Below are 24,912 nucleotides of genomic sequence, written 5' to 3'. Positions count from 1 at the left end.
TCAGGCGTCGGTGACCAGGTGAAGGGCCGCTCGCCCGTCCCTGACCGCGTCCGGCGACAGGCGGCGATCCAGGGTCGCCAGCCGACCGCCGTTCGAGACGGCCAGAGCCAGCAGATAGGCGTCGGTGATCTGTTCGGGCGTCGTCAGGGCCGATGGATCGAACAACCGGTCGTCAGCCAGGCTGATGGCGTCCGGCCAGAAGACGTGACCCGCCATGTCCCGCAACAGTTCGAGAATCCGAACGACCTCGGACGGAGGCCCGACCGGATTGCGATAGCGACTGTTGCCGACAATCCGGACAAGGCCGTTCTCGGTTATCGGACAGGTGGCCCATGACCCGGCGGCCTCGCGATTAAACCAACCATTCGCCGTATCGTGAAAGACGTGACGCGGATCGACGAGGGCGATCAGCACATTGACGTCCAGCAGATAGGTCAAGGCAGTTCGTCGCGGAGCGCGTTGACGTCCTCTAGGGTGACCATTGGTCCTGGTCGATCAGGCAGAAGGGGAACGCCGTTGCGAAAGCGGACGGTCGTCTCCCGCTTTTGCAGCGCCTGTCGCGCGAGCTCGGACACGACTTCGCCAATCGTGCGGTCTTGATGGACCGCGATAGCTCGTGCGGCGTTCAGCACGTCGTCGTCAATGGCGAGGGTGGTGCGCATGGGTGGAAGATAGTGCATCACGCATCACGCATCAATGTGATTGGGCCGTCCTGAAAGTCGCCCCATTCGGCTTGAAGCTGGCGAATGTCACACGACCCGGCGATAAGGGGCGGCGATCCTTCGAGACTTACGGGAGCATTCCATGCGTCTGAACCTTCTTCTGGCCTCGGCCGCCGTCGTGGCCATGAGCGTGTCCTCGGCCCAGGCCCAGGGCCAGACCGCTCCGGCGCAGGCGGGCCAGCCGGTCGAGGTCGAGATCGATCAAGGCGTGCTGAAACCTCTGCAGATCGCCATCGTGCCCTTCACCGGGGATCACGGGGCGGACATTTCCAATGTGGTCAGCGGCAATCTGCGGCGGTCGGGCTTCTTCGAGCCGTTGAACCCCGCCGGCTTCATCGAGACCGGCCTGACCCTGGCCAATGCGCCCAACTTCCCGCAGTGGACCCAGATCGGGGCGCAGGCGGTGCTGTACGGCGGGGTGACGCCGCGCGGCGACGGTCGGCTGGATGTCGGCTTCCGCCTGTATGACCCGTATCGTCAGTGCCAGCTGGTCAGCTATCAGTTCACCGCCACCCAGGAGCAGTGGCGCCGGATCGCGCACAAGATTTCGGACGTCATCTATCAGCGGATGACCGGCGAGACCGGCTTCTTCGATTCCCGGGTCGTCTTCGTCTCGGAAGAGGGGACGCAGTTGAACCGGATCAACCGCCTGACCATCGCCGACCAGGACGGGTTCAATCCCACCTATCTGACCCAGGGCGACGAGATCATCATGTCGCCGCGCTTCTCGACCTCGCAGCCGGACGAGATCACCTATGTGGCGCTGGGCAAGGACTATAGCCGGATCTATCTGCGCAACCTGACCACGGGCCGCACCGAAAGCCTGGGCGAGTTCGACGGCCAGGTGCTGGCGCCGCGCTTCTCGAACGACGGCAACAAGATCGCCTTCTCGATCATCCGGGGCGGCAATACCGACATCTATGTGATGGATCTGCGCAGCCGGCAGCTGTCGCGCCTGACGTCGGACCCCGGCATCGACACCTCGCCGTCGTTCAGCCCGGACGGCAGCCAGATCGTGTTCAACTCGGACCGGTCGGGCCAGGCGCGGCTGTATGTGATGCGGGCCGACGGCTCGGGCCAGCGGCCGATCTCGCGCGGCGGCGGAACCTATACGGCGCCGGCCTGGAGCCCGACGGGCAATCTGATCGCCTTCACCAAGAGCGGCGGCGGCCGGTTCTCGACCGGGGTGATGAACGCCGACGGGTCGGGCGAACGCATCCTGTCGTCCAGCTATTTCGAGGAAGGCCCGAACTGGGCCCCCAACGGCCGCTATGTGATGTTCGCGCGCCAGACGCGGGGCGGGGACACGCGGCTGTGGACCGTGGACCTGTCGGGGCGGGTTGTGGCCCAGGCGGGCTATAACGGCCGCGGCACCGACCCGGCCTGGTCGCCCCTGCTGGACACGCCGCCGTCGAACCTGGGCTATGGCCAGGGGGCCGACAGCTGCCCGAGCTGAGCCCGTTCGGCTCAACAGTGTGTTATTCCGTCTGGCGCTCGAAATCGGGCCCGGGCAAACTGTATGGCCAAGCTTTAGGCCTCCGTCCTAATTTCAAAGTGTCAGGAGACGACCCCATGAAGACTTCCCGCATCATCACCCTGGCCATGGTCGGCTGCGCCGTCGCCGCCATGGCCGCCTGCGCCCGCAAGCCGGTCGAAGGCGTCGTGCCCGCCGCTCCGGAGACCGCGCCGGCCGGCCCGGCCTATCCGACCGCCCCGACCGGTCCGGTGACGGGCGGCAACATGGGCGCCGCCGCCCCCGGCACGGAACAGGACTTCGTCGTCAACGTCGGCGACCGCATCTATTTCGACCTGGATTCCTATGACGTCCGTTCGGAAGCCATGCCGCGCCTGGACGCCCAGGCCCAGTGGCTGCAGCGCTATCCGCAGGTGACCGTCCGCATCGAAGGCAACGCCGACGAACGCGGCACCCGCGAATACAACCTGGCCCTGGGCGCCCGCCGCGCCGAGGCCGTGCGCACCTATCTGATCAATCGCGGCGTGCCGGCCGGCCGCATCGACACCATCAGCTACGGCAAGGAGCGTCCGATCGCCGAGGGGTCCAGCGAGGACAGCTGGGCGCGCAACCGCAACGCCCACACCGCCATCGTCTCGGGCGCCCCGCGCTGAGACGACTGGCCGGACGAGACGGATGGAGGCGTCGGCCAAGGCCGGCGCCTCTTTCTTTTTGCCTGCCGGGTGATCAAGGTGGCGGCGGATTCGATCGGGGGATTGGCGTTTGGATATAGAAGGGGCCGGTGGCGCGATCACCGGAGGATTGATCGCGGGGGCGGTCGAGAAGCCGACAGGGCATGCGGGCGAGGCGGGACATGGCGTCTGTTCCGACTGCGGCGCGGCGACCAGCGGGAATTTCTGCGCCAACTGCGGCCAGGCGACCCATGTGCACCGCACCCTGCTGCACCTGGGCGAGGAGCTGTTGCACGGGGTCATGCATTTCGACGCCCGCGTCTGGCGGACCCTGCCGCTGCTGGCCTTCAATCCCGGCCGGCTGACGCGGGAATGGGTGGAGGGCCGGCGGACCCGCTATGTGTCGCCGCTGGCGATCTTCCTGTTCACCCTGTTCGTCATGTTCTTCGCGCTGAGCTTCATGCCCCAGCCGTCGGCGCCCGTGGTGCTGGCCGGCGACATTCAGGAGCAGCGTCAGGAGCTGCTCGAGGCGGAGCGCGGTCTGGCCGAGGCCCGCACCGATGCCGCCAGCGACCCCTCCGGCATGGCCGACATGGGGATCAAGGCCGGCGAGGCCCTGGTGGCGCAGAAGCGCGCGGCGCTGGCGCGACTGGAAACCGAGCAGAGCCAGGGGCGGGCCGACGGGCTCAAGCCGGGCAGCTGGCAGGCCAGCATCAAGGACATCGCCTCGGGCGACGATGTGTCGGGCGGCACGACCAAGCTGAAGGTCATGGGCCACGAGGCCGACAAGGATGACCACGGGTTCGGGGCTACAGTCTTGAAAAAGCTACAGAACCCGGACCTGGCCCTCTACAAGCTGCAGCAGACGATGTACAAGTTCGCCTTCCTGCTGGTGCCGTTCTCGATCCCGTTCCTGGCCTTGCTGTTCCTGTGGCGACGCGGTTTCACCCTGTATGATCATGGGGTGTTCGTGCTGTATTCGCTGACCTTCATGGCCCTGCTGTTGATGGTCATCGTCCTGGCCAGAACGATAAACGGCCCGCTGGGGGGGCTGGTCACCGCGATCGGCGTGGCCGCCATCCCCGTCCATGTGTTCGCCCAGCTGAAGGGGGCGTACAGTCTGTCGATCTTTTCGGCCCTGTGGCGGACGGTCCTGCTGCTGTTCTTCTGCAACATCGTGATCGGCCTGTTCGTCATGGCCATCGTCTATCTGGGGCTGGGGCACTGACCCTGCCTTGCGGCGGCCCCAAATCGGTGGAACCTAGCGACCCATGACCTTCAAGCTCTCCTTCATGCGCAGCCGCGCCTTCGCCGCCACGGCCGTCGGCCTGGTCCTGATCGCCGGGGGCGCCGTCGCCCAGCAGGCGGCGCCGAACATCATGCAGCCGATCGAATGGGACAAACGCCGGCTGGATCAGCTGGACCGCAATGTCCGTCGGCTGGAGCGCGCCCTGACCCAGCGCAACGCCGCCGGCGAGCCTGTGCTGGTCGAGCCCGACCCGGAGGTCGTCACCCTGCAGGGCCAGTTCGGCCTGATGAACCAGCGTCTCGAGGACCTGGAAGCCACGGTGCGCCGCATCAACGGCGACAACGAGCGGCTGACCTTCCAGCTGGACGAGGCCCAGCGCGACACCGCCGCCCTGCGCGCCCGGCTGCTGGACGCCGAGGCCCGGATCGAGAAGCTGGAGACGGCGGCCGAGCTGAACGCCCCCATCGAAGCCCATTCCCCGACCGGCGACGCAGCCCAGGATCTGGCGGCGGCGGTGCAGCTGATGAGCAGCGACCGGGCGCGCGGCGCGCGGGCGCTTGAAACCGTGGTCGCCGCCTGGCCCGACACGCCCCAGGCGCGCGAGGCCAATTCCCGTCTGGGCGACATCCGCGCCTCGTCGAACGACAAGGCCGGCGCCGTGCCCTTCTACGCCGCCGCCCTGAAGGACTGGCCGCGCATCGGCTGGGCCGCCGATACGACGCTGAAACTGGCCGACGCCCTGTTCGCCACCAACCGCAAGACCCAGGGCTGCGCGGCCCTGGGCGAGTTCACGCGCCGCTATGCGCCCGCCGCCTCGGACACGCTGAAGGCCCGCGCGACCCAGATGAAGACCGCCAACGGGTGCAGCTGAGGCCCGGGATCGACGGAACCGATACGGGCCTTGTCGCTCGGATCTTTGCGCGGCTGGATCGGCGGCTGAGTTCTGACGCCCCCCAGCCGGTCGCCCTGGCCCTGTCGGGCGGGGGGGATTCCATCGCCCTGTTGAGACTGGCCGCCGCCTGGGCCAGGGCGCGAGGGCGGCCGCTGACGGCCTTGAGCGTTGATCACCGACTGAACCCGGCCAGCGCCGACTGGACCCGGTTCGCGGGCGAGGCGGCGCGGGCGGCGGGCGCGCACTGGCGCGGACTGGTCTGGGACGGGGACAAGCCCGCGACCGGACTGACGGCGGCGGCGCGGGCGGCGCGTCATCGGCTGATCGCCGAGGCGGCGCGGGCGGCCGGGGCGCGGGTCGTGCTGTTCGCCCATACGGCCGACGACATCGCCGAGGCGGATCTGATGCGGGCCGAGGGCTCGACCCTGGGGCGGGTGCGCGAATGGTCGCCGTCGCCGGTCTGGCCCGAGGGGCGGGGCCTGATGCTGTTGCGGCCCCTGCTGGATGAACGCCGCGAGACCTTGCGGGCCTGGCTGGCCGGGCAGGGGGCGGACTGGATCGAGGATCCGGCCAACGCCGACCCCCGCTTCGGCCGCAGCCGCGCGCGGCAGGCGCTGGCGGGGACGGTTCCGGACGGGGCGGCGGCGGGGCGGGACCGCTCGTCGTCCGAAGGGATCACGGCGAACCACGACGGGACGGTGCGGATCGCGCGCGACGTGCGGGCCAGGGGGCTGGCGGCGGCCCTGGTCTGCGTCGGCGGCGGGGCGACGCCGCCGCGCGGGGATCGGCTGGACCGGCTGATGCAACGGCTGCAGGCGGGCGAGGATTTCGCCGCCGCCCTGTGCGGGGCGCGGGTCGAGGCGGACGGCGAGACGGTTCTGCTGATGCGCGAGGCCGGGGAACTGGCGCGCCGCGCGCCGCCGCCGCTGTTGCTGCATCCCGGCGTCGAGGCGGTGTGGGACGGCCGGTTCGCCGTTCGGGCGTCGGAGGCCGGCTGGTCGGTCGCCCCGGCGCGGGGGCGGCTGTCGGCCCTGTCGGCGGCGGATCGGGCGGCGGTGAACCGGGCGCCGGCGGCGGCGCGGGGGGCGGTTCCCGTCCTGATCCGGGACGGCCAGGCCGGGCCGGTTCTTGCAGGCGCGGGGGTCGAACGGCGCGAGCTTGTCGCGGAACGGCTCAGGCTGGCGCTGGACGAAACGACGCATGAAGACGATCTGATTGCGTCGCCATGGCGTAACGCAGCCGAAGCGCCTATTTTCGGTGACAGACAATCCAGACCGTGGGCTCAATCCGGGCCGGCGGACGACCGAGGACCTCAATGAACCTGCGAAATCTGGCGATCACGGGCGTTATCATCCTGGCCCTGCTCGCGGCCTACGCCGCCGTGTCGCAAGGCGGAGCCGTGACCGGCATGGGCGCCCAGGGCGCTCAGGGCGCCGGCCGCCCCGAACAAATCACCTATTCCCAGCTGGTGCAGCGGGTCGAGGCCGGCGACGTCAAGGAAGCCACCGTTCGCGGCGACCAGGTGAACGGCGTCTACAAGAACAACGGCCGCTTCACCGCCACCACCCCCTATCCGAACGAGCAGCTGGTCAATTCCATGCTGGCCGCCAACGTCAACGTCGACGCCAAGACGACGCGCCAGTCGATCTGGATGAGCCTGCTGATGGGGATCCTGCCGATCGCGCTGCTGGTCGGGGTGTGGATCTTCTTCATGCGCCAGATGCAGGGCGGGGCGCGCGGCGCCATGGGCTTCGGCAAGTCCAAGGCCAAGCTGCTGACCGAGCACAAGGGCCGCAAGACCTTCGACGACGTCGCCGGCGTGGACGAGGCCAAGGAGGAACTGCAGGAGGTCGTCGACTTCCTGAAGGATCCGGGCAAGTTCCAGCGCCTGGGCGGCAAGATCCCCAAGGGCGCCCTGCTGGTCGGCCCTCCCGGCACCGGCAAGACCCTGCTGGCCCGCGCCGTGGCGGGTGAAGCCGGCGTGCCCTTCTTCTCGATCTCGGGCTCGGACTTCGTCGAGATGTTCGTCGGCGTCGGCGCCAGCCGCGTGCGCGACATGTTCGAACAGGCCAAGAAGAACGCGCCGTGCATCATCTTCATCGATGAGATCGACGCCGTCGGCCGCCATCGCGGCGCCGGCCTGGGCGGCGGCAATGACGAGCGCGAACAGACGCTGAACCAGCTGCTGGTCGAGATGGACGGGTTCGAGGCCAATGAAGGCATCATCCTGATCGCCGCCACCAACCGTCCCGACGTGCTGGACCCGGCCCTGCTGCGTCCCGGCCGTTTCGACCGCCAGGTGGTGGTGCCGAACCCCGACGTCTCGGGCCGCGAACGCATCCTGCGCGTCCACATGAAGGACGTGCCCCTGGCCGCCGACGTCAACGTCAAGACGATCGCGCGCGGCACGCCCGGCTTCTCGGGCGCCGACCTGGCCAATCTGGTCAATGAGGCGGCCCTGACGGCGGCCCGCAAGGACCGTCGCATGGTCACGCACCGCGACTTCGAGGACGCCAAGGACAAGGTGATGATGGGCTCGGAACGTCGCTCGATGGCGATGAACGAGGAAGAGAAGCGCCTGACCGCCTATCACGAGGCCGGTCACGCCATCGTCGCCATGAACGTCAAGATGGCCGACCCGGTGCACAAGGCGACCATCGTCCCGCGCGGCCGCGCCCTGGGCATGGTGATGCAACTGCCGGAAGGCGACCGCTATTCGATGAAATACCAGCAGATGATCGACCGGATCGCCATCATGGCCGGCGGCCGGGTGGCCGAGGAGCTGATCTTCGGCAAGGAGAACATCACCTCGGGCGCCTCGTCGGACATCGAACAGGCGACCAAGCTGGCCCGGGCCATGGTCACGCGCTGGGGCTTCTCCGAGAAGCTGGGCACGGTGGCTTACGGCGACAATCAGGAAGAGGTCTTCCTGGGCCACTCCGTCGCGCGCAGCCAGAACGTCTCGGAAGAGACGGCCCGCACCATCGACGAGGAGGTCCGCCGTCTGGTCGCCTCGGGCTGGGACGAGGCCCGCAAGATCCTGACGACCAAGGCCGATCATCACGAGAAGCTGTCGCAGGCCCTGCTGGAGTACGAGACCCTGTCGGGCGAGGAGATCAAGGACCTGCTGGAGAAGGGCGTCGCCCCGAACCGCGACGAGAACAACTTCCCCAACGCCGGGCCCTCGGTCTCGGTGCCGGTGACGCCGGTGTCGGACGGAACCACGGTCGAGATTCCGGTCGCCGCTCCGGCCGCGACCAGCGTGCCGACGGTTCACTGAGGCGGGATGTCTCCGTTCTCTCCATCATCCTCGGGCCTGACCCGAGGATCGGCGCGGGATCAGGCTGTGCGTCGCCTTTGACGCAACGCGGTTGAACATCCGGTCCTCGGGTCGAGCCCGAGGATGACGATGTTGAATGAACCCGCCGGGAGCGATCTCCCGGCGGGTTTTTCTTTGCCTGCGTCGCCACACCCATCGCCCCAGTCCGACAAGCAGCGTTAGGATTCCTGTGAACTAGTTTGCAATACAGACTAGTCTATGACATACAGCGTTATCCAGAACGGGAGAGCGTCATGTCGATGTCAGAGACGGGTTCATCCGAGCGTCTTCACGGGCTTGACGCGCTGAGAGGCGGGGCCTTGCTCTTGGGCGTGGTGCTCCACGGCTCGATGTCCTTCTTTCCGACGCAGATCTGGATCGTCGGCGACGACCAGCGGTCGGTGTGGGCCAGCGGGCTGTTCTTCGTCATCCACCTGTTCCGGATGACGACCTTCTTCCTGATCGCCGGTCTGTTCGCCCACATGATGCTGGCGCGCGCGGGCGTGTGGGGGTTCGTGAAGAACCGCCTGGTCCGGATCGCTGCGCCGCTGGCCGTCTTCTGGGGGCCGGTGCTGACAGCCATCGTCGTGGTGCTGATCTGGAACGCGGGCCTGCAGGGCATGACGGCCGCCGATGCGCCGCCGACGCCTGAATATGACTGGACCAACATCCCATTGACCCATCTGTGGTTCCTGTGGGTGCTGCTGATCTTCTATGTCGCCCTTCTGGTTCTAAGGGCGCCGTTTGTCCTTCTGGACCGGACCGGCGCCTGGGGGCGGGTGATCGATCGCATGACCGCCGGACTGATCGGGCCGTGGGGCCCGTTCGTTCTGGGTGCGCCGCTCGCGCTGGCCCTGTGGTTCCAGCCGAATTGGATCGCCTTCTTCGGCGTGCCAACGCCGGATGCAGGACTGATCCCCAATACCCCGGCCCTGGTCGGGTTCGGCCTGGCCTTCGGCTTCGGCGCTTTGCTGGATCGTCGGCGTGATCTGCTGGGCCGAATCCAGGCCTGGTGGCCGGCCTATCTGGGACTGGCGATGGGAGCCGGAACCACGGCCCTGATGCTGGCGGGCGGGTCGGACCCGCATCTGGTCCCGATGACCGATCCGACGACCAAGGCGATGACGGCGGCGGCGTTCGGGGTCGCGACCTATGCCTCGGTCTTTGCGGCCGTGGCCCTGGCGCTGCGGTTCTTCGGGGGACACAGCCGCACGCGGCGTTATCTCGCCGACGCCTCGTACTGGATTTATATCGTTCATCTGCCGCTGGTGATGGCGGCCCAGGTGCTGGTTCAGGATTGGGCCATGGCGTGGCCGGTCAAGCTGGCGCTGGTCGTCGGCGGGGTGCTGACCGTCTCGCTGGCCAGCTATGAACTTCTGATCCGCCATAGCTTCATGGGCCGCTGGCTGAACGGCCGCCGGGTTTCCTGGCGGCGCAGCCCCGAGCCCGCTCTGTCACCCGCCGAATAGCTTGCCAACCCCGGCCGCCGCGTCCATCCGAGGAACGCGCCCGCCGCAGAGGAATCATCGATGATCGACACGTCCCGCAGCACGCCCGAGGCCGATCTGGCCTTCCTGAGGTCCATCGTCCAGGGCGGGGGCGATCCGCGCGCGACCCTGACCATGGGCGTCATGTATCTGGCCGGCGGCCTGTTGTACGGCCTGCAGTGCCTGGTTCACATCGGCCAGTCGCTAGGCGTGGTCCGCTGGCCGGGCCCGGTCAGCCTGGGCTTCGTCGCCGGGATCACCATCGCCTTCCTGGTGGTGATGGTCTGGGCCATCCGCGAGGACCGCAAGCGACCCAAGGCCAGCCCCATCGTGACCCGGACCCTGAACGCGGCCTTCAGCGGGGCGGGCATGGCCAATCTGGCCATCATTATCGTCTTCGGCTTCGGCGCGGCGCGGGACGGGGATTTCGCCGTCTGGCTCTATTACCCGGCCATGATCTTCGCCCTTCAGTCAGCGGCTTGGTATGTGGCCTGGACCCTGAAGAAGAAGGGCTGGATGCTGGCGGCGTCGCTGGGAGGATGGGCGACGGCAGTGGCCTTGGGGCTGCTGGTGCGCCAGCCGCTGGTCTATCTGTATGTCGCCACGGCGGCGCTGTTCCTGCTGTTCGCGGGACCGGGCTGGATCATCACCCGCGAGGCGCTGAAGAAGCGCACCGTCGATGCGGACGCCGGCTGACCCATGGGGCTGAACGACCTGGGGCGGATCGACGAGGTCATCCACGGCCGCATGCGGCTGGGGATCATGGTCTATCTGGCCGACGCCGAGGCGGCCGACTTCACCGAGCTGAAGACAGTTCTGGAGGCGACCCAGGGCAATCTGTCGGTCCACATCAAGAAGCTGGAGGAAGCCGGCTACGTCGCCGTGGCCAAGAGCTTCGTCAACAACAAGCCCCTGACGCGGGTGTCGATCACCCCCGAGGGCCGCAAGGCCTTCGCCGGCTATCTGGAGGCGCTGGGCGGGCTGATCGGGCGTTAGTCGCCGCCGGGGGTTTCCGGATCCTCGATCATGACCGGGGTCAGGCGGCGGTCCGCGCCCGATGGATCGGTCCAGGCGATGGTGTGGCCCTCCACGAGGCCGATCAGGCCGGCGCCGACGTAGGACAGGACGGACACCTTGCCTGCGTCGATGTCCGCCTCGTTCGGCAGGACGATCTGGATGCGGCGCGGCTGGGGCGAACGGCCATCGACATAGTGCAGCCAGCGGTGAAGCGGCGCCGCGCCCCTGGGCCGATCGCCGGGCTCGCAGATGACGGCGCGTTCCAGCTCCTCCTGCAACAGGCCGGCGACGCCTTCAGCAGGCATGTCGCCCACCAGGCGCGACAGGGTCTGGTGGTCCCTGGCGCTGAGAAAGATGTCGGGGCGCGAGGGAGACGCGGTTCGGGCGGTGGATTGGGTCATGGTTCGGCTCTTTGATCGGAGACGCCTGCAGGCGCGCATTCGCGCGTCACATGAAGGCTGAGGATAATCGGGGTTCAGATCGTCGCCCGGAACGGGGCGAAAGGCGCGCGGCCGTTCCGGGTCAGTCGCCTGCGACGAGGCGTCCTGCGTAAGAAAGGCGTCGAGCCTGGCTGACGAGCGGGGTGATCACGTCTAGAGGCTGATCTCATGAAGCGTGAAAGTCAAACCTCGCCGATGTCCGTCTTGTCGCAGGTCATGGGGATCGTGAACGTCACGCCGGACAGTTTCTCGGACGGCGGACGGTGGGCCTCGACGGCGGCGGCGGTGGACCATGCGATGCGGCTGGTCGAGCAGGGGGCGGACGTGCTCGACATCGGGGGCGAGAGCACCCGGCCGGGGGCGGAGCCGGTGGGCGAGGCCGAGGAGATCGAGCGGGTCGCGCCGGTTATCGCTGCGGTTCGCGCCCGCTGGGGCGGGCCGATCAGCGTCGATACGATGAAGCCCGCCGTGGCCCGCGCCGCCGTGGCGGCCGGGGCGACGATGTGGAACGATGTGACGGCCCTGAGCCAGGCGCCCGACAGTCTGGCGGTCGCGGCCGAGCTGGGCTGCGCGGTGGTGCTGATGCACATGAAGGGCGAGCCGCGCACCATGCAGGCCGACCCCCGCTATGGCGACGTCGTGGCGGAGGTGCGGGACTATCTGCGCGACCGGGCCGGGGCGGCGATGGCGGCGGGGGTGGCGCGGGAGAATATCTGGCTGGATCCGGGCATCGGGTTCGGCAAGACGCTGGAGCACAATATGGCGCTGACGGCGCGGCTGGGCGAACTGGCGGCGCTGGGGTTCCCGGTGCTGTACGCGGCCAGCCGCAAGCGGACGATCCAGGCGGTCGATCCCACGGCGGTCGAGGCGACCGACCGGCTGGGCGGCTCGCTGGCCCTGGCGCTGGAGGGGGCGCGGCGCGGGGCGCGGATGGTGCGGGTCCATGACGTGCGCGAGACGGTCCAGGCGCTGAAGCTGCTGGCCGCGGTGGCGGCGGCGGGCTGAAGACCCGCGACGCGAGGTCGCGGCCGGTGTAGGGGCGAAGCGAACCGTCGTCCTGATCAAAGCCCATGCCTCTGAGCCCCTATATCGCCCCCATCGTCATGCTGGCCCTGTCGAACGTCTTCATGACCTTCGCCTGGTACGGACACCTGAAGTTCGATCTCAAGCCGCTGTGGCTGCTGGTCATGGCCAGCTGGGGGATCGCCTTCTTCGAATACTGGCTGGCGGTGCCGGCCAACCGGATCGGGCATCAGGTCTATTCGGCGGCGGAGCTGAAGACGATGCAGGAGGTGATCACCCTGCTGGTCTTCGCCGGATTCTCGGTGCTGTACCTGGGCGAGAAGCTGACGGTGAACCATCTGGTCGGGTTCGGCTTCATCGGCCTGGGGGCCTTCTTCATCTTCAAGGGGCCGCTGGGCGGGTAAGCCGACGCTTGCCCCGGCGGACCGGCTGGGCCATCTGGGCGGCATGTCCTGGGTCATGTCGATCAATCCGTGGGTGACGCTGGTCGTCGCCGGTCTGCTGGAAGTGCTGTGGGCGTCCGGCCTGAAGAACGTCAGCCTGCAAAGGCCGCTGACCTCGTTGGGCGTGCTGGTCGCGCTGGCCGCCAGCATGATCCTGCTGTGGGTGGCGACGCAGAAGCTGCCGATCGGCACGGCCTATGCGATCTGGACCGGGATCGGCGCCGTGGGCGCGGCCCTGGTGGGGATCGTCGTCTATGGCGAGCCGGCGACGGCGGTGCGGGCGGTGTGCATTCTGCTGATCGTGGCGGGGATCGTGGGGCTGAAGCTGTTCTCGGGAGCCCACGCATGAGCCTTCATCGGGGCAGAGTCCTGATCCTGGCGGGGTCGGACAGCGGCGGGGGCGCGGGCGTTCAGGCCGACATCAAGGCGGTGACGATGATGGGCGGGTTCGCCGCCACCGCGATCACGGCGATCACGGTGCAGAACACCCTGGGGGTTCACGGCGTCCATCCGCTGCCGCTGGAACTGATCGCGGCCCAGGCGCGGGCGGTGCTGGAGGACATCGGGACCGACGCGGTCAAGACCGGCATGCTGGGCTCGGTCGAGGTGGTCGAGACGGTGGCGGCCCTGCTGGACGAGGCGGACGCCCCGGCGGTGGTTGATCCGGTCATGGTCGCCAAGGGCGGGCATCCGCTGCTGCCCGATGCGGCGGTGGACGCGGTGAAGCGGCTGATGATCCCGCGCGCGGCCCTTCTGACCCCCAATGCGCCCGAGGCCGAGGCCCTGACCGGGCTGGCGGTGCGCGACATCGACGGCCAGAGGCGGGCGGGCGAGGCCCTGCTGGCCATGGGGGCGCGGGCGGTGCTGATGAAGGGCGGTCATGTGGACGGGCCGACGGTGATCGACCTGCTGATGACGGCCGACGGGGAGACGGTGCTGGAGGCCGAGCGGATCGACACCCGCCACACCCACGGCACCGGCTGCACCCTGGCGAGCGCCTGCGCGGCGGGCCTGGCCCTGGGCCGGCCGCTGGAGGTCGCGGTGGCCGAAGCCTGGGCCTATGTCGGCGAGGCGATCCGGCGGGCGCCGGGTCTGGGCGGCGGACACGGGCCGCTGGATCACGGCTGGCCGGTGCGGGGATGAACGACGCCCTGACCGAGGAACTGATCGCTGTCGTCCGTGCCGATCCCGGCCTGATGCACGTCCTGCGGACGGTGCGGGCGCTGGACTTGCCGGACTGGCGGCTGGTGTCGGGCGCCATCTATCAGGCTGTGTGGAACGCCAAGACGGGGCGGCCGGCCGGTTACGGGATCAAGGACTATGACCTGGCCTATTTCGACGGGGCGGACCTGTCGTACGAAGCCGAGGACGTCGTGATCAAACAGGTCGCCGCCGCCTTCGACGAACCCTTCCGCAGCCAGGTCGAGGTGCGCAACCAGGCGCGGGTGCACCTGTGGTTCCAGAACCGGTTCGGCGAGCCCTATGCGCCGCTGTACTCGACTGACGAGGCCCTGGGCCGGTTCGTGGCCCCGACCTTCGCCGTCGGGGTGCGGCTGGAGGCGGACGACGCGATCACCGTGGCGGCGCCCTTCGGGCTGGAGGATGTGTTCGCCATGGTCGTCCGGCCGAACCCGAATCGTCCGCTGGCCAAGGGCTGGGCCAAGACCATCGAGAATGCTCGGGGGCGGTGGCCTGAGTTGACGGTCGTCGAGCCGGACTGAGTCTCAGGCCGCGATGGGCTGAAGTTTTTTGATGCCTGCGACGATCTCCCGTTTACGGGCGCGGGCTTCGGCGAGATCGTATTCGTTTTGAGCGTTGGTCAGCATTTCAGCAGACACGCCGGTCAGGGCTTCGATCTTGAGCGCCATTTCGTGCGTCAGCGCCCGCTTGCCGTTCAACATCGTGTTGAAGCCAGGACGCGCGACGCCCAGAGCCTCGGCCGCGCTCACGATCGTCAGGCCGAAAGCGGGAAGAATATGGTCCCGAATGATCTCTCCTGGGTGTGTGGGAGCGGTCATCTTGGTCATGGGGCCTCCATGTTGCGACGCGGGCCTCGTCACCAAGTATGTGACGTTTGTATCGTTAAGCGATACATCTCAGGGGCGGCCCCGTCAAGATGAGGATGCTCAAGTCTGAGGGCGGATCGGTCGTCCGACCCCGCTAATGATAGTCCTCAAGATCCACGTCGGAGATCGCATTGGTGTCGGGGTCCAACCAAAAGGTCAGGCGGTAGTTTCCCGTCACCCACATCGACCACTTTCCCGACGACTTGGGTTTGAGCTCGTGAACCTTCCACATGCCCATCGAAACGATCTGATGAATGTTTGAGGCGGATTGAAGCAGGGTCAGCTGAGCCTGGAGCTTCTTGGTCAAGTCGGCTGGAACGTCTTTGACGGTCTCCCCCTTTTCAGCCTTGTACAGGGCCTTCAGGCCCTTGCTCTTGAAACTCTTGATCTCCACGCGACGTCTCCACCCGGGCTTCAAGCAGGCTTCAAGGTACAGCAAATGCAGCTCGTGCCTATCAAGGCGAGTGTAAGAGGGTATTCAGAGGTGTTCTGGCCGGCGCGATCCACATCCGCCCCGCCGCCGTATCAGGCTCATGACCCTGATCGACATTCTCCTCCTGCTGGGACTGAACCTGGCCCTGATCGTCGCCGTGATGCTCGGCCTGTGGCGGGTCGCGCTGAAGCTGAAGGACGTCAGCTTCATCGACGCGGTCTGGCCGCTGGGCATGTTGTTGCTGGCGGTGGCGACCCTGCCGCGCGCCGACGGTGATCCGGCGCGCAAGGCGCTGCTGGTCGGGCTGTGCGCGGTCTGGGCGTTGCGGCTGGGCCTGCACCTGTTCCGGCGCTGGCGGGCGAGCGGGGCGGATGGGCGGTATGTGCAGATCGTCGAGGATCAGGAACGCAACAAAGGCTGGTCGTTCGCCAAGACGGCCTTGTTGTTCGTGTTTCTGCCCCAGGCCGTGCTGGCCTGGCTGACGTCGTTGCCGGTGCAGATGGGTCAGGTGGCGGCCCAGCCGGGCTTGGGCGTTATAGCCGGGCTCGGGGCGGTGCTGGCGGTGGTCGGGATCGTGTTCGAAAGCGTCGGCGACGCCCAGCTGGCGGCGTTCAAGCGCGATCCGGCGAACAAGGGCAAGGTGCTGGATACCGGCCTGTGGCGCTATACGCGGCATCCGAACTATTTCGGCGACGCCTGCGTCTGGTGGGGGCTGTGGCTGATCGCGGCCGAGACGGGCGTCGGCTTGTGGTCGATCGCGGGGCCGATCTTCCTGACCTTCACCCTGACGCGCTGGTCGGGGATCGGGATTACGGAGAAGGCGATCAACAGGTCGCGGCCGGGGTATGCGGACTATGTGAAGCGGACCAGCGCCTTCGTGCCGTGGCCGCCCTCCCGTCATCCTCGGGCTTGACCCGAGGATCGGATGATCCGCCGCTGGTGCGAACACGCGAAGCACAGACCGCCCCGCGCCCGGTCCTCGGGTCAAGCCCGAGGATGACGGACGGGGGGCGGGGCGACGGATCGCCTAGACGCCGACCTTAGTTGGTGGTCGGGGTGTTGTGGGTGGTCATGCCGCCGTCGGCGTTGCCGCCCTGTTGCTCGATCTGGTCGGCGCGGCGGTCGGCGTTTTCCTCGACCTGGTCGGCCTGACGGTTCAGGGCGTCTTCCTGGGCGTCGGTCGGGGCGGCGTCGGCCTGGGCTTCCAGCTGGTCGGCGCGGGCTTCGCCTTGGGCCTCGACGGCGTCGGCGCGGCTTTCGGCGGCGCGGTCGGCGGCGCTTTCACCGCAGGCGGCGACGCCCGAGAGGACGAACAGCGAGGCGGCGGCGATGGCGAACTTTTTCATGGCGTTTCCTTCCGTTTTTTGGAGCGGAGGAAACGTCACGGCGGCGGATGGGTTCACGCCGCCGTGAGTTTTCGAGAGGCGTCAGCCCTCGGCTTCGGCGAAGGCCACGCGCGCGGCGCCCAGAAGGGCGGCGTGTTTGTGCATGATCACCTTGGTCGGGATGTCCTGCATATATTCCTTGAACCGGCCCTTGCGTTCGAACCGCTGGCGGAAGGGGCTCGCCTTGATGAAGGGCAGGATGCGGGGGACGATGCCGCCGGCGATATAGACGCCGCCGCGCGCGCCCGTGGTCAGGGCGATGTCGCCGGCGACGGCGCCCAGGATGGCGCAGAAACGGGCCAGGGTGGCGCCGCAGGGGCTGTTGGGGTCCTTCATGGCCGTCTCGGTGATCTGGGCCGGATCCTCGATATGGGTCTCGCGGCCGTCGATCTCGGCCAGGGCGCGGTGCATGTTCAGCAGGCCGGGGCCGCAGATCAGGCGTTCGATGGAGACGCGGTCATAGCGGCGGCGCAGGATGCGCAGGATCTCGTCCTCGACCGGGTCGCCGGGGGGGAAGCAGGCGTGGCCGCCTTCCGACGGCATGGCCATTTCCTTGCCGTGGGCGTCGCGGATCAGGGCCGAGACGCCGAAGCCGGTCCCGGGGCCCAGCACCGCGACGGTGCAGTGGGGGTCGCCGTCGACGGGGCCGCCCAGGCTTTCCAACTGGTCCTCGGGTACGATGGGGGCGCCCCAGGCCAGGGCTTCAAAGTCGTTGATCAGCTTGACCGGCTTCAGGCCCAGGGTCTGAAGCTCGCTTTCGGACACCTGCCAGGGCGAGTTTGTCAGGTCGATGGCGCCGTCGGTGACGGGGCCGGCCACGGCGATGACGCCGCCGGTCGGCTTGATCTCGCAGCCGTCGATGAAGGCGGCGACGCCTTTCAGGAAGGTGGGATAGCGCTCGGCCGGGAAGCTCTCATGGTGGTCCAGCACGGGCTTGCCGTCCACCATCCGGGCCAGGGCGAAACGGGCGTTGGTGCCGCCGACGTCGCCGACGAGGAGGGTCTTGTCATTCATGGGGTCGTTTCCTGCGGTCGGTTCGGTGGATCAGGCGTCCACGGTCCGGTCGACGAAGTTGGGATCGGGCGGCGTGTCCGTATGCGATTGGGCGCCGCTGGGGAAGGCGAAGCAGACGGTGGCGCCTTCTTCTGCGGTGGTGACGACGTGGCGGAAGGCCGCGAACAACTCGCGGCCATAGCCCCAGGCCGTGCCCGCCGCGTTGGCGTCGGCGCGGGCGGCGGCGGGACGGGCCGACAGATCGCCGACGCCCACCGTGGTCAGAACCCCGGCCTCGGCGTCCAGACGGATAACATCCCCGTCCTTCACATGGGCCAGGGGGCCGCCGGCCAGGGCCTCGGGCGAGACATGGATGGCGGCGGGGGTCTTGCCGCTGGCGCCCGACATGCGGCCGTCGGTGACGAAGGCGACCTTGAACCCCTTGTCCTGGATGACGGACAGAGCCGGCGACAGGCTGTGCAGTTCGGGCATGCCGTTGGCCTTGGGCCCCTGGAAGCGCAGGACCACGACGACGTCGCGGAACAGCTTGCCGTCCTTGAAGGCCTGGAGCGCGTCTTCCTGGGTTTCGAAGACGGCGGCGGGGGCCTCGACGATGCGGTTCTCGGGCTTGACCGCCGAGACCTTGATGACGGCCCGGCCCAGGTCGCCCTTGACCAGGCGCAGGCCGCCCTCCTTGTCGAAGGGGTTGGAGGCGGGGCGCAGGATGTCGAGATCCAGGCTTTCCTTGACCCCGTCGCGCCAGACCAGCTGGCCGTCCACCATCGACGGCTCCTGGAAATAGGGCTCGATTCCCTTGCCCATGATGGTGGTCACGTCCGAGTGGATATGGCCGGCCTGGGCCAGTTCGCGGGCGACGAAGGCGACGCCGCCGGCGGCCTGGAAGGCGTTCACATCGGCCGAGCCGTTGGGATAGACCCGCGCCAGCAGGGGGGTGACGGACGACAGCTCGTCCATGTCGGTCCAGTCGATCAGCACGCCCGCCGCCCGCGCCATGGCGACCAGGTGGATGGCGTGGTTGGTCGAGCCGCCGGTGGCCAGAAGGGCGACGATGGCGTTGACGATGGACTTCTCGTCGATGACGTCGGCCATGCGGCTCTCGCCGCTGCGGGCCAGTTCGACGGCGCGCTGGGCGGCGGCGGCGGTCAGGGCGTCGCGCAGGCCGGTGTCCGGATGGACGAAGGCGGTCGAGGGCATGTGCAGCCCCGCCAGCTCCATCATCATCTGGTTGGAGTTGGCCGTGCCGTAGAAGGTGCAGGTGCCGGGCGAGTGATAGGAGCCGATCTCGCTTTCCAGCAGGGTCTGGCGATCGACCTTGTTCTGGGCGTACTCGGCGCGGACGCGGGCCTTCTCGGCGTTCGGAATGCCCGAGGGCATGGGGCCGGCGGGGGCGAAGACGACGGGCAGGTGGCCGAAGGCCAGGGCCCCCATGAACAGGCCGGGCACGATCTTGTCGCAGACGCCCAGCATCAGGGCGGCGTCGAAGGCGTCATGCGTCAGGGCCACGCCCGTGGACATGGCGATGACGTCGCGGCTGAACAGCGACAGCTCCATGCCGGGGCGCCCTTGAGTGACGCCGTCGCACATGGCGGGGGTGCCGCCGGCGACCTGGGCCGTGGCGCCGACCTGACGCACCGCTTCGCGGACTACGCCGGGGAAGCGTTCGAACGGCTGGTGGGCCGACAGCATGTCGTTATAGGCGGTGACGATGCCCAGGTTGGGCTTGGACCCGTCCATGGCCGTCAGTTTGTCGGCGATGGTCTGGCCGGCGAAGGCGTGGGCCCAGTTGGCGCAGGACAGTTTGGCGCGGCCGGTCCCGCTGTCGCGGGCGGCGTCCATGCGGCGCAGGTAGTCGGCGCGGGTCGCGCGGCTTTTCTCGACGATCCGGGCGGTGACCGCGGCCACCGTGGGGTGCAGGGTCATGTCAGCTGGCTTCCGTGTACAGAACTTCAAGGGGAACGCCGGCGGCGATCAGGGCGGCGATGGGCTGGATCCTAGGATCGCCCTGGGCCTCCTGCTCGAAGACGCGGCGCTTGGCCTCGCCCTTCAGGCCCAGGATCACCCGGCCGGCGGACATCAGATAGGGCAGGTTGATCGACAGGCGCTCGATGGTCGGCGCCGCGCCGTCGCGGCCGTGGGGCACGCCCAGGACGGTCGGCTTCAGCGTCGGGGTCAGCAGGGTCTTCAGGGTGGGGCTGTTGGGGAACATGGAGCAGATATGGCCATCCTCCCCCATGCCGAGAAGGACCGCGTCGAAACGCCCGCCCGCATCGGCCAGGGCGTGGGCGGCGACGATGGCGGCGCGGTCCACCGTGACCTCGGGCGTATAGAGGGGGATGAACCGGCCGGCGGCGGCCTTGTCCTGCAGCAGGACGTCGCGGATCAGCCGGGCGTTGGACTCAGGCGAGGTCTCAGGGACGTAGCGTTCGTCCACCAGGGTGACGGCGATCCTGGCCCAGTCCAGATCGGTCGCGGCGAGGCGGCGATAGACGGGGGCGGGGGTCGTGCCGCCGGGGCCGGCGAAGACAGCGGCGCCGTTGTCGCGGACGGCGCCGCCCAGGGTCTCGGACAGGCGGGCGGCGATGGCCTCGGCCCAGGCGTCGACGGTGGGGAAGGTTTCGATCACGGGCGTCTCAGACATTGGTCGTGTTCCAGTCGCGGCCGGTGCGCATCATCAGCATGTCGGCGCTGTCGGGGCCCCAGGTTCCGGCGACATATTCGTCGGGCTTCTGGCCGGACTCGGCCCAGGCCTCGGCGACCTCGTCGACCCATTTCCAGGCCTGTTCCGCCTCGTCGCGGCGGACGAACAGGGTGGAGTCGCCGGCCATGGCGTCGAGCAGCAGACGTTCGTAGGCGATGCGGCGGCGCGGCGGGGCGGCCGACTTGCCGTCCACCCCCCACGACAGGCTCATGGTGATGGGCTGAAGCTGCATCCGCTTGTCCAGACCGGGGCGCTTGTTCATCACCGTCAGCGAGATGTCTTCCTCGGGCTGCAGCTCGATGATCATGCGGTTGGCCGGCGCCTCGCCTTCTTCATTGTCGAAGATCGAGTGGGGAACGGGCTTGAACTGGATGACGATCTCGGTGCGCTTCTCGGGCAGACGCTTGCCGGTCCGCATGAAGAAGGGCACGCCGGCCCAGCGCCAGTTGTCGATGTCGGCGCGGATGGCGACGAAGGTCTCGGTGTCGGAATCCGCGCCGCGCTCCTCGTCATAGCCCTTGACCGGCTTGCCCTCGGACACGCCCGCCACATACTGGCCGCGCACGCTGACGCGTTCGGCTTCTTCGGGGGTGATGGGCCGCAAGGACCGCAGCACCTTGACCTTTTCGTTGCGCAGCGATTCCGGATCCAGGTCCGACGGCGGCTCCATGGCCACCAGGCACAGCAGCTGGAGCATGTGGTTCTGGAGCATGTCGCGCAATGCTCCGTACTCGTCGTAATAGGGCCAGCGGTCGCCGACGCCCACCGTCTCGCCGATGGTGATCTGGACGTGGTCGATCGTCAGATTGTTCCACAGCGGCTCGAAGATGGTGTTGCCGAAGCGCAGCGCCGTCAGGTTCTGGACCGTCTCCTTGCCCAGATAGTGGTCGATGCGGAACACCTGGTCCTCGCTGAAGGCGTGGGACACGGCGTCGTCGATCTCGCGGAAGGACTTGAGGTCGCGGCCGACAGGCTTCTCCAGCACGATGCGGCAGTTGCGTTCGGCCAGGCCCGCCGTCTTCATCGCCGTGACGATGCGGCCGTACAGCGAGGGCGAGACGGCCAGGAAGGAGGTGACCTCGCCGTCGCCGACGCGGTCCTTCAGGCCCTTCAGACTGGCGGGATCGGTGGCGTCCACGGCCAGATAGTCGAGCCGGGCCTTCATCTTGGCCCAGGAGTGGTCGTCCCAGGCCCTGTCCGCCTCGGCCTTGGCCTTCACGGCGTCATGGACCTTGGCCACATATTCGTCGGGGGTCTCCTCGGAGCGGGCCGCGCCGATGATCTTCAGATCCTCGGGCAGGAGGCCGTCATGCTCCAGGAAATAGAGCGAAGGCAGCAGCATGCGCATCGCCAGATCGCCGCCGCCGCCGAACAGAATGAGAGCCGCCATCGCAATTTCCTCGATCATCCCCGGGGCGGGAATGCACGTCCTTAGGGTTCGGCCTCGTCTTGGTGGGCCTTAGCCGGGGGCTTTGCCCGCTTCCGCACGCGAGGCCAACACGTCCAGCACGTCCTGAAACACCATGTTACGGGCGTGGAGAAGCACCAAGAGGTGATAGATCAAATCCGCAGCCTCGCTGGCGAGTTCCTCGTCCGGGCCGGCGACGCCGGCCAAGGCGGTCTCCACGCCCTCCTCGCCGACCTTCTGGGCGATGCGTTTGACGCCCTGGGCCATCAGTTTGGCGGTCCAGCTTTCGGACGGATCTGCGGCGGCGCGTTCGGCGATGGTCTGTTCCAGCCGGGCGATGCGGCCCAGGCCCGGCGCGTCGGCCGCGCCGAAACAGCTGGTGCGGTGCAGGTGGCAGGCGTCGCCGACCGGGTTGACCGACAGGACAAGGGCGTCGCTGTCGCAGTCGGCCGTGATGCCGACGACGTGCAGCTGGTCGCCCGAGGTCTCGCCCTTGCGCCAGCGTCCGCCGCGCGAACGCGAGAAGAAGGTGGCCTCGCCGGACTGGATGGTCTCGTCCAGGGCGGCGCGGTCCATATAGGCCAGGGTCAGGACCTGAAGCGTGGCGGCGTCCTGCACCACGACGGGAACCAGGCCGTTCCCTTTTTCGAAATCGATGGCAGCGGGGTCGATCATGGGATCCTCTCCTCAAAAATCCTCCCCCTCTGGGGGAGGGGGACCGCCCGAAGGGTGGTGGAGGGGGTAGGGGCGTGCGGGGTGTGGAACATCGGGCGGCGGCGCGCGGGCGGGGTCCCTCCACCACAGCGCAAGAGGCGCGGCGGTCCCCCTCCCCCAAGGGGGGAGGATTGCGGGTCAGGAATCATATCCGCATCTCCAGGCCTTCGCCCGCCAGATAGGCCTTCAGGTCCGGGATGGCGATGGCGCCGGTGTGGAAGACGCTGGCGGCCAGGGCGCCGGAGACGTCGGCCTGATTGAACACATCCTTGAAATGCTCGGGCGCGCCGGCGCCGCCCGAGGCGATCAGGGGGATGGTCAGGCGCGCGCGGGCGGCGGACAGCTGTTCGATGTCGTAGCCTTTGCGCACCCCGTCCTGGTCGATGCAGTTCAGCACGATCTCGCCGGCGCCCAGGCTCTGCGCCTCGTCCAGCCAGTCCAGGGTGCGTTTGCCGGCGCGGCGGCGCGCATCGGGATCGCCGGTGTATTTGTGGACCACCCATTCGCCGTCCTCCAGACGACTGTCGACGCCGACGACGACGCACTGCCCGCCCAGCCGCGCGGCCATATCGGCGATCAGTTCGGGGCGTTCCAGGGCGGGGGAGTTGATCGACACCTTGTCCGCGCCGTGGTCCAGGCAGCGGGCGGCCTGATCGACGCTGCGGATGCCGCCGGCGACGCAGAAGGGGATGTCCAGCAGCCGGGCGATGTCCTTGATCCAGCCATAGTCCAGGGTCCGGCCCTCGGGGCTGGCGGTGATGTCGTAGAAGACCAGTTCGTCGGCGCCCGCGTCGCGGTATCGGGCGGCCAGCTCCGCCGCGTCGCCCATGTCGGCGTGGCCGACGAACTTCACGCCCTTGACCACCCGGCCGTCCTTGACGTCCAGGCAGGGGATTATGCGCCGGGCGGTCATTGGACCGCCCTCCTGGCTGAAGACTGGGCCGTCATGCCGCCGTCGCTATGGCGTCGGGCAGGGTGAAGCGGTTCTCGTAAAGGGCGCGGCCGACGATGGCGCCGTTGCAGCCCAGCGACTTGACCGCCGCGATGTCGTCCAGCGACGAGACCCCGCCCGAGGCCTGGAGCACCAGGTCCGGGCGACGGCGGCGGATTTCGGCCAGAAGCTCCAGATTGGGGCCGGTCATGGCGCCGTCACGGCCGACGTCGGTGACCAGCAGGTGTTTGAAGAGTCCCTTGGGATAACGGTCGAGGGCGGTCCACAGATCGACGCCCGATGACTGGGTCCAGCCCTTCAGGGCGGGCACGGGCACGCCGTCCTCGATCTTGACGTCGAAGGCCAGGGTGATGTGCTCGGCGCCGAACCCCTTCAGCCAGGCGGCGACATCATTCGGCTGGGTCACCGCCAGCGAACCGACGACGACGCGCGAGACGCCCGAGTCCAGCAGTTTGGCGACGTCGTTGGCGCTGCGCACCCCGCCGCCGGACTGGATCTTGACGTCGATGGCCTTTGTCAGTTCGCCGATCAGGGCGTGCTGCACGGCTTCGCCGGCCTCGGCGCCGTCCAGATCGACGACGTGGATCCATTCCGCCCCCTCTGCGGCGAAGGCGCTCAGACGGGTGGCCGGCTGTTCGTCATAGCGGGTCACCTGGTCGAACTTGCCGTGCATCAGGCGCACGCAGACGCCGTCCTTCAGGTCGATGGCGGGATAGATCAGCATGATGGATCCTCGGGCAGGCCCAGGAAGTTCCTGAGGATGGTCGCGCCGGCCTCGGCCGAGCGTTCGGGGTGGAACTGGCAGCCCCAGCGGTTGGCGGCGCGGACCACGGCGGGGACCGGGCCGCCATAGTCGGCGCGGGCCAGGGTGGCGGGGCCGTCGGGACAGACATAGCTGTGGACGAAATAGGCGTAGGCGCCGTCGGCCACCCCCTCCAGCAGCGGGTCGTCGCGGTCGCGCGTCAGCCGGCTCCAGCCCATATGCGGCACGGGCAGGGGGCCCGCCGGCTCCAGTCGGGACACGGCGCCGGGGATGAAGCCCAGCAGATCGACGGCCTCGCCCTCCTGGCTGGCTTCGAACAGCAGTTGCTGGCCCAGGCAGACGCCCAGCAGGGGGCGGGGGAAGGCGCGGATCGGTTCGATCAGGCCCAGTTCGGACAGGCGGGCCATGGCGTAGCCGGCCGCGCCGACGCCGGGCAGGATGACCCGTTCGGCCTCGGCGATCACGGCGGGATCGTCGGTCAGGCGCACGGTCGCGCCCAGACGCTCGAGCGCGAACTGGACCGAGGCGATATTGCCGGCGCCATAGGCGATGACGGCGACTTCGGTCATGCGATCCTCCCCCCTTGGGGGAGGGGGACCGCGCGTAGCGGGGTGGAGGGGGCGAGGGCGCACGAGGTGCGGAGCGTCGGACGTCGGCGCGCGGGCCGGGGGGGGGGGGGGGGGGGGGGGGGGGGGGGGGGGGGGGGGGGGGGGGGGGGGGGGGGGGGGGGGGGGGGGGGGGG

Annotated in this window: 29 protein-coding genes; 15 read left to right on the top strand and 14 right to left on the bottom strand. The window is 68.5% G+C overall.

Going from position 1 to position 24,912, the window contains the following annotated elements; all coding sequences use genetic code 11:
- Both AC1RSI_RS16245 and AC1RSI_RS16240 read right to left on the bottom strand, forming a co-directional pair.
- The gene (locus AC1RSI_RS16245; RefSeq protein WP_154726422.1) at nt 1-438 is read right to left on the bottom strand and encodes a TA system VapC family ribonuclease toxin; all 438 of its coding nucleotides are present in this window, start codon (nt 436-438) and stop codon (nt 1-3) included.
- A complete protein-coding gene (locus AC1RSI_RS16240; protein ID WP_154726421.1) occupies nt 435-662 on the bottom strand; it encodes a CopG family transcriptional regulator in 228 nt (75 codons plus the stop codon). The genes AC1RSI_RS16245 and AC1RSI_RS16240 overlap by 4 nt, the downstream gene beginning before the upstream one ends.
- A gap of 142 nt (nt 663-804) precedes the next feature.
- Here AC1RSI_RS16240 and tolB point away from each other — a divergent pair, with 142 nt between their 5' ends.
- The 9 genes from tolB to AC1RSI_RS16195 all read left to right on the top strand — a co-directional run bounded on the left by tolB (nt 805) and on the right by AC1RSI_RS16195 (nt 10,810).
- On the top strand, nt 805-2,178 hold the full coding sequence (tolB, locus tag AC1RSI_RS16235) for a Tol-Pal system beta propeller repeat protein TolB (RefSeq protein ID WP_008264114.1): 1,374 nt from the start codon (nt 805-807) through the stop codon (nt 2,176-2,178).
- Nucleotides 2,179-2,294: 116 nt separating this feature from the next.
- The gene (gene pal, locus AC1RSI_RS16230) at nt 2,295-2,849 is read left to right on the top strand and encodes a peptidoglycan-associated lipoprotein Pal (protein ID WP_291755874.1); all 555 of its coding nucleotides are present in this window, start codon (nt 2,295-2,297) and stop codon (nt 2,847-2,849) included.
- Between the two features lie 109 nt (nt 2,850-2,958).
- Complete coding sequence (locus AC1RSI_RS16225; protein ID WP_154726419.1) at nt 2,959-4,095, top strand: DUF3667 domain-containing protein; 1,137 nt, start codon at nt 2,959-2,961, stop codon at nt 4,093-4,095.
- A 43-nt stretch (nt 4,096-4,138) separates the two neighbouring features.
- Nucleotides 4,139-4,987, top strand: a complete 849-nt coding sequence (locus AC1RSI_RS16220) for a tol-pal system YbgF family protein (RefSeq protein WP_154726418.1) — start codon at nt 4,139-4,141, stop codon at nt 4,985-4,987.
- The gene (tilS, locus tag AC1RSI_RS16215; protein ID WP_154726417.1) at nt 4,978-6,327 is read left to right on the top strand and encodes a tRNA lysidine(34) synthetase TilS; all 1,350 of its coding nucleotides are present in this window, start codon (nt 4,978-4,980) and stop codon (nt 6,325-6,327) included. Before AC1RSI_RS16220 ends, tilS begins: the two co-directional genes overlap by 10 nt.
- Complete coding sequence (gene ftsH, locus AC1RSI_RS16210) at nt 6,324-8,288, top strand: ATP-dependent zinc metalloprotease FtsH (protein ID WP_154726416.1); 1,965 nt, start codon at nt 6,324-6,326, stop codon at nt 8,286-8,288. Before tilS ends, ftsH begins: the two co-directional genes overlap by 4 nt.
- A gap of 293 nt (nt 8,289-8,581) precedes the next feature.
- Nucleotides 8,582-9,796, top strand: a complete 1,215-nt coding sequence (locus AC1RSI_RS16205) for an acyltransferase family protein (protein ID WP_154726415.1) — start codon at nt 8,582-8,584, stop codon at nt 9,794-9,796.
- A 60-nt stretch (nt 9,797-9,856) separates the two neighbouring features.
- Nucleotides 9,857-10,510 carry a hypothetical protein gene (locus AC1RSI_RS16200; protein WP_008264141.1) on the top strand — a complete coding sequence of 218 codons (654 nt, stop codon included), beginning with the start codon at nt 9,857-9,859 and terminating at the stop codon, nt 10,508-10,510.
- Between the two features lie 3 nt (nt 10,511-10,513).
- Nucleotides 10,514-10,810 carry a winged helix-turn-helix domain-containing protein gene (locus AC1RSI_RS16195; protein WP_008259231.1) on the top strand — a complete coding sequence of 99 codons (297 nt, stop codon included), beginning with the start codon at nt 10,514-10,516 and terminating at the stop codon, nt 10,808-10,810.
- Here AC1RSI_RS16195 and AC1RSI_RS16190 read toward each other — a convergent pair.
- The gene (locus AC1RSI_RS16190; protein WP_008259126.1) at nt 10,807-11,232 is read right to left on the bottom strand and encodes a GreA/GreB family elongation factor; all 426 of its coding nucleotides are present in this window, start codon (nt 11,230-11,232) and stop codon (nt 10,807-10,809) included. The genes AC1RSI_RS16195 and AC1RSI_RS16190 overlap by 4 nt on opposite strands.
- 207 nt (nt 11,233-11,439) lie before the next feature.
- Here AC1RSI_RS16190 and folP point away from each other — a divergent pair, with 207 nt between their 5' ends.
- The 5 genes from folP (at nt 11,440) to AC1RSI_RS16165 (ending at nt 14,458) form a co-directional block, all read left to right on the top strand.
- Nucleotides 11,440-12,276: a dihydropteroate synthase gene (gene folP, locus AC1RSI_RS16185; RefSeq protein WP_154726414.1), complete on the top strand. Its 837-nt coding sequence runs from the start codon at nt 11,440-11,442 to the stop codon at nt 12,274-12,276.
- A 65-nt stretch (nt 12,277-12,341) separates the two neighbouring features.
- Nucleotides 12,342-12,698, top strand: a complete 357-nt coding sequence (locus AC1RSI_RS16180) for a DMT family protein (protein WP_154726413.1) — start codon at nt 12,342-12,344, stop codon at nt 12,696-12,698.
- 43 nt (nt 12,699-12,741) lie between these two features.
- Nucleotides 12,742-13,086 carry a DMT family transporter gene (locus AC1RSI_RS16175; protein WP_154726412.1) on the top strand — a complete coding sequence of 115 codons (345 nt, stop codon included), beginning with the start codon at nt 12,742-12,744 and terminating at the stop codon, nt 13,084-13,086.
- Nucleotides 13,083-13,880 (top strand): bifunctional hydroxymethylpyrimidine kinase/phosphomethylpyrimidine kinase, encoded by a 798-nt coding sequence (thiD, locus tag AC1RSI_RS16170; RefSeq protein WP_154726411.1) that lies wholly within the window; start codon nt 13,083-13,085, stop codon nt 13,878-13,880. The genes AC1RSI_RS16175 and thiD overlap by 4 nt, the downstream gene beginning before the upstream one ends.
- Complete coding sequence (locus tag AC1RSI_RS16165; RefSeq protein ID WP_154726410.1) at nt 13,877-14,458, top strand: nucleotidyltransferase family protein; 582 nt, start codon at nt 13,877-13,879, stop codon at nt 14,456-14,458. The genes thiD and AC1RSI_RS16165 overlap by 4 nt, the downstream gene beginning before the upstream one ends.
- 3 nt (nt 14,459-14,461) lie before the next feature.
- Here the strand turns inward: AC1RSI_RS16165 and AC1RSI_RS16160 are convergent, their stop codons facing one another.
- Together AC1RSI_RS16160 and AC1RSI_RS16155 are read right to left on the bottom strand one after the other, a co-directional pair.
- Nucleotides 14,462-14,764: a HigA family addiction module antitoxin gene (locus AC1RSI_RS16160; protein WP_230307662.1), complete on the bottom strand. Its 303-nt coding sequence runs from the start codon at nt 14,762-14,764 to the stop codon at nt 14,462-14,464.
- A gap of 133 nt (nt 14,765-14,897) precedes the next feature.
- Entirely contained in the window at nt 14,898-15,197 is a 300-nt protein-coding gene (locus tag AC1RSI_RS16155; RefSeq protein WP_196066385.1) for a type II toxin-antitoxin system RelE/ParE family toxin, read from the bottom strand.
- Between the two features lie 139 nt (nt 15,198-15,336).
- Between AC1RSI_RS16155 and AC1RSI_RS16150 the strand changes: the two genes are divergently transcribed.
- Nucleotides 15,337-16,149, top strand: coding sequence for a DUF1295 domain-containing protein (locus tag AC1RSI_RS16150; protein ID WP_154726408.1), 813 nt, complete (start codon nt 15,337-15,339; stop codon nt 16,147-16,149).
- Nucleotides 16,150-16,276: 127 nt separating this feature from the next.
- Here the strand turns inward: AC1RSI_RS16150 and AC1RSI_RS16145 are convergent, their stop codons facing one another.
- From AC1RSI_RS16145 to hisH, 9 genes are all read right to left on the bottom strand, one after another.
- Nucleotides 16,277-16,582 carry a hypothetical protein gene (locus AC1RSI_RS16145; RefSeq protein WP_154726407.1) on the bottom strand — a complete coding sequence of 102 codons (306 nt, stop codon included), beginning with the start codon at nt 16,580-16,582 and terminating at the stop codon, nt 16,277-16,279.
- 81 nt (nt 16,583-16,663) lie between these two features.
- Nucleotides 16,664-17,635, bottom strand: coding sequence for a glucokinase (gene glk, locus AC1RSI_RS16140; RefSeq protein ID WP_154726406.1), 972 nt, complete (start codon nt 17,633-17,635; stop codon nt 16,664-16,666).
- Nucleotides 17,636-17,665: 30 nt separating this feature from the next.
- Complete coding sequence (edd, locus tag AC1RSI_RS16135) at nt 17,666-19,555, bottom strand: phosphogluconate dehydratase (RefSeq protein WP_154726405.1); 1,890 nt, start codon at nt 19,553-19,555, stop codon at nt 17,666-17,668.
- Between the two features lies 1 nt (nt 19,556).
- Nucleotides 19,557-20,273 carry a 6-phosphogluconolactonase gene (pgl, locus tag AC1RSI_RS16130; protein WP_230307661.1) on the bottom strand — a complete coding sequence of 239 codons (717 nt, stop codon included), beginning with the start codon at nt 20,271-20,273 and terminating at the stop codon, nt 19,557-19,559.
- Entirely contained in the window at nt 20,266-21,723 is a 1,458-nt protein-coding gene (zwf, locus tag AC1RSI_RS16125) for a glucose-6-phosphate dehydrogenase (protein WP_040349914.1), read from the bottom strand. The genes pgl and zwf overlap by 8 nt, the downstream gene beginning before the upstream one ends.
- Nucleotides 21,724-21,792: 69 nt before the next feature.
- Nucleotides 21,793-22,416 carry a bifunctional phosphoribosyl-AMP cyclohydrolase/phosphoribosyl-ATP diphosphatase HisIE gene (gene hisIE / locus AC1RSI_RS16120; protein WP_154726404.1) on the bottom strand — a complete coding sequence of 208 codons (624 nt, stop codon included), beginning with the start codon at nt 22,414-22,416 and terminating at the stop codon, nt 21,793-21,795.
- A 184-nt stretch (nt 22,417-22,600) separates the two neighbouring features.
- On the bottom strand, nt 22,601-23,368 hold the full coding sequence (gene hisF, locus AC1RSI_RS16115; protein WP_154726403.1) for an imidazole glycerol phosphate synthase subunit HisF: 768 nt from the start codon (nt 23,366-23,368) through the stop codon (nt 22,601-22,603).
- 31 nt (nt 23,369-23,399) lie between these two features.
- Nucleotides 23,400-24,131, bottom strand: coding sequence for a 1-(5-phosphoribosyl)-5-[(5-phosphoribosylamino)methylideneamino]imidazole-4-carboxamide isomerase (hisA, locus tag AC1RSI_RS16110; RefSeq protein WP_154726402.1), 732 nt, complete (start codon nt 24,129-24,131; stop codon nt 23,400-23,402).
- A complete protein-coding gene (gene hisH, locus AC1RSI_RS16105) occupies nt 24,125-24,739 on the bottom strand; it encodes an imidazole glycerol phosphate synthase subunit HisH (protein WP_154726401.1) in 615 nt (204 codons plus the stop codon). Before hisH ends, hisA begins: the two co-directional genes overlap by 7 nt.
- Nucleotides 24,740-24,912 lie beyond the last annotated feature (173 nt).

This window comes from Brevundimonas sp. GW821-FHT10E09, from assembly GCF_058809375.1.
Note: the sequence above shows the minus strand (reverse complement) of the source record. Positions and strands in the feature narration are given on the sequence as shown.

Bases quoted from the DNA above. Each gene is read 5' to 3' on its own strand.
- AC1RSI_RS16240 (WP_154726421.1), bottom strand. From the start codon at position 662: ATGCGCACCACCCTCGCCATTGACGACGACGTGCTGAACGCCGCACGA.
- tolB (WP_008264114.1), top strand. From the start codon at position 805: ATGCGTCTGAACCTTCTTCTGGCCTCGGCCGCCGTCGTGGCCATGAGC.
- pal (WP_291755874.1), top strand. From the start codon at position 2,295: ATGAAGACTTCCCGCATCATCACCCTGGCCATGGTCGGCTGCGCCGTC.
- AC1RSI_RS16220 (WP_154726418.1), top strand. From the start codon at position 4,139: ATGACCTTCAAGCTCTCCTTCATGCGCAGCCGCGCCTTCGCCGCCACG.
- ftsH (WP_154726416.1), top strand. From the start codon at position 6,324: ATGAACCTGCGAAATCTGGCGATCACGGGCGTTATCATCCTGGCCCTG.
- AC1RSI_RS16205 (WP_154726415.1), top strand. From the start codon at position 8,582: ATGTCGATGTCAGAGACGGGTTCATCCGAGCGTCTTCACGGGCTTGAC.
- AC1RSI_RS16200 (WP_008264141.1), top strand. From the start codon at position 9,857: ATGATCGACACGTCCCGCAGCACGCCCGAGGCCGATCTGGCCTTCCTG.
- AC1RSI_RS16195 (WP_008259231.1), top strand. From the start codon at position 10,514: ATGGGGCTGAACGACCTGGGGCGGATCGACGAGGTCATCCACGGCCGC.
- AC1RSI_RS16190 (WP_008259126.1), bottom strand. From the start codon at position 11,232: ATGACCCAATCCACCGCCCGAACCGCGTCTCCCTCGCGCCCCGACATC.
- folP (WP_154726414.1), top strand. From the start codon at position 11,440: ATGAAGCGTGAAAGTCAAACCTCGCCGATGTCCGTCTTGTCGCAGGTC.
- AC1RSI_RS16180 (WP_154726413.1), top strand. From the start codon at position 12,342: ATGCCTCTGAGCCCCTATATCGCCCCCATCGTCATGCTGGCCCTGTCG.
- AC1RSI_RS16175 (WP_154726412.1), top strand. From the start codon at position 12,742: ATGTCCTGGGTCATGTCGATCAATCCGTGGGTGACGCTGGTCGTCGCC.
- thiD (WP_154726411.1), top strand. From the start codon at position 13,083: ATGAGCCTTCATCGGGGCAGAGTCCTGATCCTGGCGGGGTCGGACAGC.
- AC1RSI_RS16165 (WP_154726410.1), top strand. From the start codon at position 13,877: ATGAACGACGCCCTGACCGAGGAACTGATCGCTGTCGTCCGTGCCGAT.
- AC1RSI_RS16160 (WP_230307662.1), bottom strand. From the start codon at position 14,764: ATGACCAAGATGACCGCTCCCACACACCCAGGAGAGATCATTCGGGAC.
- AC1RSI_RS16150 (WP_154726408.1), top strand. From the start codon at position 15,337: ATGACCCTGATCGACATTCTCCTCCTGCTGGGACTGAACCTGGCCCTG.
- AC1RSI_RS16145 (WP_154726407.1), bottom strand. From the start codon at position 16,582: ATGAAAAAGTTCGCCATCGCCGCCGCCTCGCTGTTCGTCCTCTCGGGC.
- glk (WP_154726406.1), bottom strand. From the start codon at position 17,635: ATGAATGACAAGACCCTCCTCGTCGGCGACGTCGGCGGCACCAACGCC.
- edd (WP_154726405.1), bottom strand. From the start codon at position 19,555: ATGACCCTGCACCCCACGGTGGCCGCGGTCACCGCCCGGATCGTCGAG.
- pgl (WP_230307661.1), bottom strand. From the start codon at position 20,273: ATGTCTGAGACGCCCGTGATCGAAACCTTCCCCACCGTCGACGCCTGG.
- zwf (WP_040349914.1), bottom strand. From the start codon at position 21,723: ATGGCGGCTCTCATTCTGTTCGGCGGCGGCGGCGATCTGGCGATGCGC.
- hisIE (WP_154726404.1), bottom strand. From the start codon at position 22,416: ATGATCGACCCCGCTGCCATCGATTTCGAAAAAGGGAACGGCCTGGTT.
- hisF (WP_154726403.1), bottom strand. From the start codon at position 23,368: ATGACCGCCCGGCGCATAATCCCCTGCCTGGACGTCAAGGACGGCCGG.
- hisA (WP_154726402.1), bottom strand. From the start codon at position 24,131: ATGCTGATCTATCCCGCCATCGACCTGAAGGACGGCGTCTGCGTGCGC.
- hisH (WP_154726401.1), bottom strand. From the start codon at position 24,739: ATGACCGAAGTCGCCGTCATCGCCTATGGCGCCGGCAATATCGCCTCG.